The 11,556-nt window shown below is 39.0% G+C and carries 9 protein-coding genes and 2 riboswitches; of the genes, 7 read left to right on the top strand and 2 right to left on the bottom strand.

Translation table 11 applies throughout. The features are described 5' to 3' along the window. Positions 1–13 precede the first annotated feature (13 nt). Positions 14–1,204, bottom strand: coding sequence for a NupC/NupG family nucleoside CNT transporter (locus tag AC0VYO_RS15800; RefSeq protein WP_194219334.1), 1,191 nt, complete (start codon positions 1,202–1,204; stop codon positions 14–16). Positions 1,205–1,348: 144 nt separating this feature from the next. After that, positions 1,349–1,451, bottom strand: a riboswitch (purine riboswitch). Positions 1,452–1,591: 140 nt separating this feature from the next. Continuing rightward, a riboswitch (purine riboswitch) is annotated at positions 1,592–1,691 on the top strand. 97 nt (positions 1,692–1,788) lie between these two features. On the opposite strand from AC0VYO_RS15800, the gene AC0VYO_RS15795 reads away from it, so the two are divergent. Beyond that, entirely contained in the window at positions 1,789–2,760 is a 972-nt protein-coding gene (locus AC0VYO_RS15795) for a nucleoside hydrolase (protein ID WP_475367793.1), read from the top strand. Positions 2,761–2,817: 57 nt separating this feature from the next. On the opposite strand, the gene rnhC is transcribed toward AC0VYO_RS15795, so the two are convergent. Beyond that, positions 2,818–3,768, bottom strand: a complete 951-nt coding sequence (gene rnhC / locus AC0VYO_RS15790) for a ribonuclease HIII (protein WP_475365585.1) — start codon at positions 3,766–3,768, stop codon at positions 2,818–2,820. Between the two features lie 152 nt (positions 3,769–3,920). Between rnhC and zapA the strand changes: the two genes are divergently transcribed. From zapA to AC0VYO_RS15760, 6 genes are all read left to right on the top strand, one after another. Next, complete coding sequence (gene zapA, locus AC0VYO_RS15785) at positions 3,921–4,181, top strand: cell division protein ZapA (RefSeq protein ID WP_194219337.1); 261 nt, start codon at positions 3,921–3,923, stop codon at positions 4,179–4,181. 6 nt (positions 4,182–4,187) lie between these two features. Further along, positions 4,188–4,730: a CvpA family protein gene (locus tag AC0VYO_RS15780; protein WP_226614603.1), complete on the top strand. Its 543-nt coding sequence runs from the start codon at positions 4,188–4,190 to the stop codon at positions 4,728–4,730. Positions 4,731–4,884: 154 nt separating this feature from the next. Next, a complete protein-coding gene (polX, locus tag AC0VYO_RS15775; protein ID WP_475367792.1) occupies positions 4,885–6,621 on the top strand; it encodes a DNA polymerase/3'-5' exonuclease PolX in 1,737 nt (578 codons plus the stop codon). A 31-nt stretch (positions 6,622–6,652) separates the two neighbouring features. Continuing rightward, positions 6,653–8,998, top strand: a complete 2,346-nt coding sequence (locus tag AC0VYO_RS15770) for an endonuclease MutS2 (protein WP_430243939.1) — start codon at positions 6,653–6,655, stop codon at positions 8,996–8,998. 17 nt (positions 8,999–9,015) lie between these two features. Continuing rightward, entirely contained in the window at positions 9,016–9,423 is a 408-nt protein-coding gene (locus AC0VYO_RS15765; protein WP_430243942.1) for a DUF350 domain-containing protein, read from the top strand. Positions 9,424–9,762: 339 nt separating this feature from the next. After that, entirely contained in the window at positions 9,763–11,457 is a 1,695-nt protein-coding gene (locus AC0VYO_RS15760; RefSeq protein ID WP_430243944.1) for an AMP-binding protein, read from the top strand. Positions 11,458–11,556 lie beyond the last annotated feature (99 nt).

Below are 11,556 nucleotides of genomic sequence, written 5' to 3'. Positions count from 1 at the left end.
TTTATACTATTTTTTACATAAACATTCCTACAAATATAGCCGTAATAAAGGAGGCTAGTGTACCACCGATAATGGCCTTTAATCCTAATTTAGAAACTTGAGAACGTTTAGTGGGCTCGAGTGACCCTAGTCCAATAATAAGCTGCCCGATGGATGAGAAGTTAGCAAAGTTACATAGTGCGACAGAAAGAATGGCAACGGTTTTGTCAGAAAGCTGTGCTTGAATGGCGGTTAAGTTTTGGAAAGCCACAAATTCATTAATTGACATTTTCGTACCAATGATGGATGCTGCTCGAAATGCTTCATCCGTTGGAATACCTACTAATAGGGCAAATGGATAGAAGATATATCCTAGAATTGAGCTCAGGTCAGTTCCGACGAAACCTAACATGCCGTTTACAACTGCTAGAATACTGATGAATGCTATCAAAAGACCTCCAATATTTAACGCAAGCATCACACCGCTGACTGTTCCGTCGGCGATTGCCTCAAAAATATTGGCATGATCCGTTTTTTTCATTTTTACTTTATCATTAGTTTGTGAAACTTCAGTTTCTGGTTCCATCACTTTTGCAATAACAAGTGAAACGAAAGGAACGCTAAAGACAGATATCAATAAATATTTAAGTTCAATACCCATAAGTGAATAACCGACGAGGATGGCTCCACTAGCAGAAGCAGTACCTCCTACCATGATGGCAAATATCTCAGATCTGGTGAGCAATTTCAAATATGGTTTTACGAGTAAAGGCGCTTCGGCTAGACCTAAAAAGGAGTTTCCGACAGCGTTAAATGTTTCAACTTTCGTCGTTCCCATTAGCTTACCAATCGTAATGCCAATCACTTGAACGATAAGTGGGATAATGCGCATGTAATAAAGTGCTGAGACAAGAGCAGAAATGAAGATGATGACAGCTAAAACATTTATAGCAAATACAAATGTTAAGCCTGTTTCTTCATAGAGGCCGCCAAATACGAATTGAATGCCTTCGTTACTATAGTTAATAACGTTTTGTACAGCTGCAGAAGCTTTTTCGAGCATAACCTTTCCTGCATTTACTTTTAGAACAAATAAAACAAATAGCCCTTCAATTAAAACGCCAACCCCGATCGTTCTCCATTTGACTGATTTTTTCTTGTTGCTCATTAACCAGGCGATAGCAAGTACGCCAATAATCGAGAGTAGTCCTGTGAAAATATTCATGATGTCAATTCCCCCTGAAAACTAGTTGTTTCTTCACAAATCTAAATCGGATGAATACAAAAAAACCCGTACTTTGTAGAAAAAAGTCCGAGTTTACAGGAAGAAAAGTGGCACACAAATAAACAGAATATGCCTGTCTAAGTGACGATGCCATGCCTTCCCTATAGTCCAGCAATTCTCGGTTGCCGGGTAGAAACTCTTTGGACCCTATTTCCAAAATTATATAGAGATAAATGTGAAGTTGTATTCATCAATCTAGCAGAAGATAGAATAGGTAGCAAGACCTATTAAGAAAGTAGGAATGTTTGGAATATTCGAATGAAAAATGTAAACGTACGACATTTTTTTGCTTATTGCTTCCTTATTCACGCTCTGATAGAGTACAAAGTGATTAGAATAATGGAAGCTCATATATGTCGGGAATTGGCCTGAACGTTTCTACCCTGTTACCTGAAATGACAGGACTATGAGTGAATAAAAAGTTGAGAAGACCTTAAACGTACCTCAACGCTATAAATAGAAAAGGTTCACTTTCAGGAAACGATGGTTAGCGACATGCGAGTTATCCACCAGGGGGATATAGGATGGAAAAAAAGAAGGTATATTTCAATCATGATGGTGGCGTTGATGATTTAGCATCACTGTTTCTATTATTAAACATGGAAGAGATCGAGCTTGCTGGCGTATCGGTTATTCCGGCAGATTGTTATCTAGAACCAGCTGTTTCTGCAAGCAGAAAAATAATAGATCGATTTGGAAAAGCCACTGGATTAAATGTTGCAGCTTCTAATTCAAGAGGGATTAATCCATTCCCTAAAGACTGGCGCATGCATGCTTTTTATGTCGATGCTTTACCTATTCTAAATGAATCAAATAAAGTGAATACACCTATGTCAGAACTACCTGCTCATTTGCATCTGATTGATACTCTTGAACGAAGCTCTGAACCGTTAACTCTTCTTTTTACTGGACCATTAACAGATCTTGCTAGAGCGTTAGAAACAGCTCCACATATTGAACAGAGTATTGAAAAGTTAGTATGGATGGGTGGCACTTTCCTAGAAGTAGGAAATGTGGAAGAACCAGAACATGATGGTACAGCAGAATGGAATGCTTTTTGGGATCCCGAAGCAGTATCTACTGTTTTCAAAACTTCTATTAAGATCGAAATGGTCGCACTTGAAAGCACGAATCAAGTCCCGTTAACCAATGATGTAAGAAACATGTGGGCAGCTAAACGAAAGGAAATTGGTGTAGACTTTATTGGACAATGCTACGCCATGTGTCCTCCACTTGTACACGTTGAGACCAATTCGACTTACTATTTATGGGATGTTCTGACTACAGTTTCTGTGACACCAAAATCCTTTATCCATTCAAGAAAAGTAAAATGTCGTGTTGAAGTAGATGGAGTAAGTCAAGGGAGAACCGTTCTTGATGAAACAGGTCGTGAAGTGATTGTAGTAGATGACGTGGATCGTGACATGTTCTTTAACTATTTCACTTCCGTCATGCTGAAAGCAGAAGATCAATTAGAAGCTTCTCACCTTTATTAATAAAATGAACATCAAAAAAGCTGACTCACTCGAGTCAGCTTTTTTCGTAGAGTTTCTTTAACGACGTGATTGATCAGCTATTTTTTGAGCTTTTAAGCTATTAGCAAAATGTAGCTTAGCTAAATTCCCAAGAATCTGATCTCCATGTTTTTGAATAAGCTTTGCAGCTGCTATATCTACAGCTGGTCCAGCCCCTTTTGGAAGCTTTACATTATATTCTTTTCCAAGTCGATCCATTTCCATTACAAAAGAGTACCTCGCAATAATGGATGCTGCTGCTACAGCAAGGTGAATTTCTTCGGCTTTAGTTGCGAAATATACATTTTCTTTTACGATTGTTGATTGACCTTTTAGGTAGTTGAAATAAACTTCAGGTTTAGCGAATTGATCAATGAGTATGGCATCATATCCCTGGACTTTGCGCATCACATTCTGGATGGCCTGATTATGTAGTAGAGCCTTCATTTTCCCCTGATTCGTTCCCTTTTTCTGCATAGTATTGTATTTTTCATTTGGTAGGATAAGCAGGCTATAAGGAATGGTTTTAATCAAATTTCTAGCTATTTCAATAATTTCTGGATCCTTCATTCCTTTAGAATCTCTTACACCGAGTTCCTTTAAGAGTGGAATTTGCTTCTGGTCGACATATGCAGCAACAACTGTCATTGGACCAAAGAAATCTCCTGTCCCAACTTCATCACTTCCGATGGCGGAAAGAGTTGAGATATTACCAGGTGGAGAGTATTGATGATCGCCCACTGTTTTCTTTTTAGATTTCGTTGCCTTTTTAGAACTCGCTGTTCCGCTAGATTGCCATGGTCTTGCTTCTCCTTCTGCCCCTGGGCCCTGGAACATTATTTTTCCAGATTTATAGCCTGTAATAGTACAGGTAGAAGTTTTCGCTACAAAAACGCTCCCCGGTGGCTGTTTATCGCTTAAGTGGCTGTTGTATTTCTTTTTAATTTCATTCATAATGGAAGGTGATACAGTTAAAACAACCTGTGACATAACAAAACTCCTTTTGTGAACTAGGCTTGCATCCTATTATAGCAGAATCTGAAGATGAACAAGAATGGTTCAGGAGTGCTGTGTTTCAAAAATACCAATTTTCATGCTATGATGTAAAATAGGATTCTCTCTCTTGATAGGAGGCTTATGGGGTGACAGACAGTCATGGAAAAATACGTACAACCGTGGAAATCTATGGTGAACAATATACAATAATCGGTGATAAAAGTCATCAACATATTCGTGAAGTCTCAACTTTAGTGGACGAGAAGATGAATGAGATTAAAGGAATGAATACCTATTTAGATACGAAGCGACTTGCTGTTCTAACAGCAGTTAATATTGTAAATGATTATGTGATGATTAAGAAAGAACTTGAAGAGTTAAAGAAAAAACTGAGAGAAGAGGAATAACGTAAGATGGTTGATCTAATTCTTTTTATTATATTAGTTGGAGGGTTCCTAATTGGACTTCGAAGAGGCTTGATCCTTCAAGTTGTTCATTTAGCAGGATTTATCGTTTCATTTGTTGTTGCGTACATGTATTTTAAGGATCTCGCTCCACATTTGAAGCTATGGATTCCATACCCGTCCTTCGGCAACGAGGCATCTTCAACGGCAATGGTGTTTGACGCTATAAACTTAGAGGCCACATACTATAGTGGAATTGCGTTTGCGCTATTGTTCTTTGGTACCAAAATTATCATGCAAATAGTTGGTTCTATGCTCGACTTTCTTGCAGATTTACCTATATTGAGAACTGTAAATGGATGGCTTGGCGGAGTGCTTGGATTTGTAGAAGTATACATTATCGTGTTTTTATTTCTATTTATTGCAGCGCTTCTTCCAAATGAAACCGTTCAAACAGCCATATCAAATTCGTTTCTTGCGGAAAGCATCGTCAAGCATACCCCTGTGTTGACAGAACAAATTAAAGACCTCTGGAGTACACACGTAGCATAACCCTTCAATTAGAAGGGTTATTTATTTGTATTAGCATAAGTACGATTGGTTAAATTGGTAGCGCTTGTCGGACCTAATCGAGCGCTCCCGCTTTTTTTAAGATAAATTAATTGGATTTGGGTTTGAATATGGATAGGATAGTAGTAATGATCTTATGAAGAAGGGTGAGAAAAAGATGAATAAAAAACAGGTTATTCATTTCCTTGAAGAGATAGCAGTTTATATGGAGTTGAAAGGGGAAAACCCTTTTAAAATATCCGCTTTTCGTAAAGCTGCCCGAGCACTCGAAACAGATGATCGGAGTATGGAGCAAATTGAAGATCCTGCTGAGCTAAATGGCATCGGAAAAGGGACGGCAGCGGTAATAAATGAAATCCTCGAAAAAGGAGAATCAGAAACGCTTGAATCATTAAAGAAGGAAGTCCCATCTGGGCTTGTGCCGTTACTTAAATTACCGGGACTTGGTGGTAAAAAGCTTGCTAAGCTATACAAGGAACTTGATGTTATTGATATGGCGACATTACAAACAGCTTGTGAAGATCATCAGATTCAAGAACTCCCTGGTTTTGGGAAGAAGAGTGAGGATAAAATTCTTGAAGCGATTGAGGAAGCAGGTAAAAGACCTGAACGCTTATCCATTGCCTACATGCTACCACTTGCTGAAAACATTGAAAGCCAATTAAAAGAAATCCAGAGCATTGACAAATTTGCAAGAGCGGGGAGCTTGCGAAGGGTAAGGGAAACGATTAAAGACCTTGACTTTATTATAGCGACAACTTCTGCTGCTGATGTGTCAGCGAGCTTACTTGAATTAGAAGGTGTTTCTAAAGTAGTCGTAAAGGGAGAGACGAAGATTACACTTGAACTTGACGATGAATATGGCGTTTCAGTAGATTTTAGAATTGTAATGCCTGAAGAATTTGCTTCTACACTCCATCATTTTACTGGTTCACAGGCTCATAATGTGAAAATGAGGCAAATCGCAAAAAAGAAAGGCGAAAAAATTAGTGAGTACGGTGTAGAGTCTTTAGAAACGGGGGAAGTTCTCACATTTGAAGATGAAAAGGATTTCTACCAGCATTTTGGTTTAGCCTATATTCCGCCAGAAATTCGCGAAGATAAAGGTGAAATTGAAGAAGCTGAGAAAGATGAGATTGAATTAGTCCAGTTGAACGATATAAAAGGAGATCTACATATGCACTCCACCTGGAGTGATGGTGCTTATACGATTGAAGAAATGGCCGAACGAGCAAGAGCAAAAGGATATTCGTATATCGCGATAACAGATCACTCTCAGTACCTTAAAGTGGCGAATGGCTTGACACCAGAAAGGCTACGAGATCAAAGAGAAGAGATTGATCGTCTCAATCAAAAATGGATTGATTTTAGAATATTTGCAGGGGTAGAAATGGATATTTTACCTGATGGAACACTTGATTGTGACGATAAGATGCTGTCGGAAATGGATTTTGTTATTGCTTCAATTCATTCATCCTTTTCCCAAGATGAGGATACGATAATGGCACGTCTTGAAACAGCACTTCGGAGTCACCATGTTGACCTCATTGCTCATCCATCAGGAAGGTTACTTGGAAAAAGGAAAGGGTATGCTTTAAGCCATGATAAGTTAATAAAGCTTGCGAAAGAAACGGATACGGCTCTTGAATTAAATGCAAATCCAAACCGATTAGATCTTGCAGCGGAATGGCTTCAAAAAGCACAAGAAAATCATGTTAAAATAATGATTAATACAGATGCTCACCATATGGACATGCTTGAGCATATGGAAATCGGCGTAGCAGCTGGGAGAAGAGGCTGGCTGCGAAAAGAGACTGTCTTAAACACATTTACGGCTAAAGATCTTGAAGCATTCTTTAACCGTCACTCATAAACAAATCCCGTTTTATTAGGAGGAACGACCATTGCAAAAAAGAGTGTTACGGCTACTCGAATATAATAAAGTGAAAGAACGATTAGGAAAACACGTTTCATCCTCATTAGGAAAACAAAAAGTAGAACAGTTAACCCCTTTGTATTCTTTAGTAGATGTTAACCAACAGTTAGCAGGAACAGAAGAAGGAAGAAAAGTGATCCGTCTTCGTGGTCAAGCTCCGCTTGGTGGCATTCGAGATATTAGACAAAGCGTGAAGCGAGCAGAGATTGGAGGGATGCTAAACCCATCTGAATTACTCGACATCTCGAGTACAATTTATGGCGGTCGTCGATTTAAAACATTTCTTGATAATATGATTGAAGATGGTGTAGAGCTTCCTCTTCTCGGAGATTTAGTTAGTCAAATTATGCCTGAAAATGAGCTGGAGAATGAGATTAACGCCTGCATAGATGAGGACGGGGATTTGCTTGATTCTGCAAGTGATGCACTTCGTCGACTTAGAACCCAGCTTCGTAGCTTTGAATCTCGCGTTCGTGAGAAATTAGAAAGTCTCATTCGATCTTCAAGCACAAGGAAAATGCTTTCAGATGCGCTCATTACCATTCGGAATGAACGGTACGTTATCCCCGTTAAGCAGGAATATAGAGGTTCATTTGGTGGAATGGTCCACGACCAATCCTCTTCTGGTGCGACGTTGTTTATTGAACCACAATCGGTCGTATCAATTAACAACCAGCTAAAAGAAGTAAAAGTTAAGGAAAAACTTGAGATTGAGCGGATCCTAACAGAATTGACTGGACATGTTGCGGAAGCTTCTGAAACGCTTAGACATAATGTTGATGTACTTGCGGATATTGATTTTATTTTTGCTCGTGCCCTATATGCTAACGAATTAAAAGCAACGAATCCTTCCATGAATGATGAGGGGGAATTAGAAATAAGACAGGGGAGACATCCCCTTCTACCTCAAGATGAGGTCGTCCCTTCTTCCCTATTTCTCGGGAAAGACTATTCGTCACTTGTTATTACTGGACCAAACACAGGCGGGAAAACAGTTACATTAAAAACGGCAGGACTTCTTACTCTAATGGCTCAATCTGGACTTCATATACCAGCTGATGAAGGATCTACTATGGCGGTCTTTCAAAATATCTTTGCAGACATCGGGGACGAGCAGTCTATCGAGCAAAGCTTAAGTACTTTTTCATCGCATATGACGAATATCGTTCATATTCTCAAGAACATTGACCACAATAGTCTTGTGCTTTTTGATGAGCTTGGCGCTGGGACCGACCCTCAGGAAGGTGCTGCACTTGCCATATCCATACTTGATTATGTATATAAACGTGGATCAAGAGTTATTGCGACGACACATTACAGTGAATTAAAAGCCTATGCGTATAATCGAGAAGGCGTGATGAATGCTAGTGTAGAATTTGATGTTGAGACACTACGCCCAACGTATCGCCTATTAATTGGAGTGCCAGGCCGCAGTAATGCATTTGAGATTTCAAGACGCCTCGGGCTGATGGATGATATTATTGAGGATGCACGATCTCAAATATCAAGCGAAAGTAACAAAGTTGATCGGATGATTTCATCGCTTGAAGATAGCCAGAAGCAAGCCGAATTAGATCGAGAAGGAGCGTCTGAACTTAGAAAAGAAGCAGAGTCACTTAAGAATGACCTGGAAAAGCAACTTGAGAAATTTGAAAAACAGCGAGAGCGACTTTTTGAGGAAGCGGAACAGAAAGCTGCTGAAGAAGTAGAAAAAGCACAAGAACAAGCCAAAAAAATCATTCAGGAACTGCGTACATTCCAAAACGGATCTGTTAAAGAACACCAATTGATTGATGCTCAAAAGCAGCTTGAAGATGCCAAACCCGAATTAAAATCTTCAAAACCAAAACCTAAAAAAGCCCAAACTAAATCATATCAACCAGGTGATGAAGTGAAAGTGATTAGCTTTAACCAAAAGGGGCACATTGTTGAGCAAGTCGGGAAGAACGAATACCAGGTTCAACTTGGGATAATGAAAATGAATGTGAAGGCAAACGATCTTGAAGCGATTAAATCAAAACCGGTCGTTGAGCGAAAGCCGTTTGTGACAGTTCGTGGAAGTGATAGTCGAGTGAAAACTGAACTTGATTTACGAGGTAAGAGGTATGAAGATGCTCAAATGGAAGTTGAACGCTATATCGACGATGCCTTACTTGCAGGGTATAACCAGGTCTCAATCATTCATGGTAAAGGAACGGGTGCACTTAGAAAAGGTGTCCATGAATGGTTGAAACGTCATTCCCGAGTGAAAAATCTTCGCATGGGTGGAATGAATGAAGGCGGCGGTGGTGTAACTGTCGTTGAATTGAAGTAGAGAAAGGAATTTACACAATGGATCAATTATGGGAGAGTATCGCATTTCAAACTGCAGCGAATTATAGCGTAGTGATTGTTTGTATGATTGTGTTTCTTTCAGCATTTGAATTTGTAACGTCCTATCGTAACTGGGAAGAAATCCAAAAAGGTAATCTTGCAGTAGCGATGGCTACTGGAGGTAAAATATTTGGTATTGCGAATATCTTTCGTTTTTCAATTGAGCATAATGATTCACTAGTGACCATGATGGGGTGGGGAGTCTTTGGATTTGTCCTTCTATTAATTGGTTACTTCACCTTTGAGTTTTTAACACCTAAATTTAGGATTGATAAAGAAATTACAGCAGACAATCGAGCGGTAGGATTCATTTCTATGGTTATTTCGATTGGTTTGTCCTTTGTTATAGGGGCAGGAATTTCGTAAGGGGAGCACATATGGAGACTTTATGGAAAGTTCTTATGGTTGTATCAGGGATATTCTTTATTGCGGGCATTGTTTATTTATTTTATTTTGTATGATGGTTCAAGAAGAGCAGGTACTTTACCTGTTCTTTTTTTTCTTCAAAATTCTGTGCGCTCTTATCACAACTTAACCTAAATATGGATAGAATAATGTCGTATGCTCGTCTGTTTTTTACGACCTAAAATGCCAATGTATTCAAAAAATTAAAAAAAGATAGGATATTTGAAGCGTTTTCATTATAATTATCATATAGAGAGAGTTTTGGTTTGGAAGGAGTCGTGAAAGGGAGGTTGATGAAAATTGACAAACAATGGCGCAAAAGAATGGTTTGATTATTATCAAGAAGGAGTACCGACTTCAATAGAGTATGAGGAAAAGCCCCTTCATGCGTATCTTGTTGATGCAGCTACAAAACATCCTAACAAAAAGGCAGTTCACTTTCTGGGAAAAGAACTTACATTTCAGGAATTATTTCATCGCTCAAGACGACTTGCGAATTCATTGCGGGATCACGGTCTGAGCAAGGGCGGAAGAGTATCAATCATGCTTCCTAATTGCCCTCAAGCTGTGATTAGTTATTACGCTGTATTGATGGCTGGGGGAGTGGTCGTTCAGACGAATCCACTATACATGGAGAGGGAACTAGAACATCAATTAAGAGATTCTAAGGCGGATATGATGATCTGTCTTGATCTTGTTTTACCGAAAGTATTAAAAGTAAAAGATAAAACAGTACTAAAGCACATTGTTGTAACGAAGATTCAGGAGTATTTACCTTTTCCTAAAAATGTTCTGTATCCACTCGTGCAAAAGCAAAAGAAGCAGGGATTACTTGTTGAAATGCCTTCAACAGACCAAATTCATAGCTTTTTGCAATGGGTGGCAAACGGTAGTAACGATGATATACATGTTAATGTGGATTCCAAAGAAGATTTGGCTCTTCTTCAATACACTGGGGGAACTACAGGTCTCGCAAAAGGAGTTATGCTGACACACTATAACCTCGTTGTTAATACGATGCAATGTAAGAACTGGATTCGTGATGCTAAATATGGCGAAGAGAGTGTGATGGGAATTCTCCCTTTTTTCCATGTTTACGGAATGACTTGTGTGATGAACTTATCGATTATGTATGCTGCCAAAATGATCATACTTCCAAAGTTTGAACCTAAAGATACATTGAAAACGATTCAAAAACAAAAGCCAACCTTATTTCCAGGTGCACCAACTATTTATATCTCTTTATTGAATGATCCGAATATCGATCGCTATGATCTCTCGTCTATTAAGGCTTGTATTAGCGGTTCAGCTCCACTTCCAATTGAAATCCAACAAAAATTTCAAGAGAAGATTAGCGGTCGTTTAGTGGAAGGTTATGGTTTAACTGAGTCATCTCCTGTAACCCATTCCAATCCTTTATCAGATGGTACTGTCGTTGGTAGTATCGGTTTACCTTGGCCAGACACAGATGCAAAAATTGTGAACGCTGCAAATGAAGAAGCTGAAGTGAAGGAAATCGGCGAATTAATTGTAAAAGGTCCTCAGGTGATGAAGGGGTATTGGAATCTACCAGATGAAACCGCTGCCGTATTGAAGGATGACTGGCTTTATACTGGTGACATGGCTTACCGAGATGAGAAGGGCTACTTTTATGTCGTTGATCGGAAAAAGGATATGATTATAGCAGGCGGATATAACATTTATCCACGCGAAGTTGAAGAAGTTTTATATGAACACCCAGCAGTTCAAGAAGCCGTTATTATTGGTGTACCTGATGCTTATAGAGGAGAAACAGTGAAAGCATTCGTTGTGCTAAAAAGTAACGTTGAAATAACAGAAGATGATTTAGATCAACATTGTCGACGTTACCTTGCTGCTTATAAGGTACCTCGATTATATGAATTTCGGGAGGAACTTCCTAAAACAACCGTTGGTAAAATTCTACGTCGTGTTCTAGTCGACGAAGAGAAAGTTAAACAAAACCAATCGATGTAGCGATTGGTTTTGTTTTTTGGTTTCAGTTAAATCAATACGTATTAAATAAAAAATTCCAATTAAAATTCCGTAAAGATTCGCACATTTCTGCTTATTATG

It is taken from the genome of Anaerobacillus sp. 63XJN7_4_ISO-PGPR-S23-413 (genome assembly GCF_056173725.1).
The sequence above is the reverse complement of the archived record's forward strand: the minus strand, read 5'-3'. Positions and strand labels throughout refer to the sequence as shown.

Excerpts from the sequence above, each read along its gene's own strand:
- AC0VYO_RS15800 (WP_194219334.1), bottom strand. The coding sequence starts at position 1,204 with ATGAATATTTTCACAGGACTACTCTCGATTATTGGCGTACTTGCTATC.
- AC0VYO_RS15795 (WP_475367793.1), top strand. The coding sequence starts at position 1,789 with ATGGAAAAAAAGAAGGTATATTTCAATCATGATGGTGGCGTTGATGAT.
- rnhC (WP_475365585.1), bottom strand. The coding sequence starts at position 3,768 with ATGTCACAGGTTGTTTTAACTGTATCACCTTCCATTATGAATGAAATT.
- AC0VYO_RS15780 (WP_226614603.1), top strand. The coding sequence starts at position 4,188 with ATGGTTGATCTAATTCTTTTTATTATATTAGTTGGAGGGTTCCTAATT.
- polX (WP_475367792.1), top strand. The coding sequence starts at position 4,885 with ATGAAGAAGGGTGAGAAAAAGATGAATAAAAAACAGGTTATTCATTTC.
- AC0VYO_RS15765 (WP_430243942.1), top strand. The coding sequence starts at position 9,016 with ATGGATCAATTATGGGAGAGTATCGCATTTCAAACTGCAGCGAATTAT.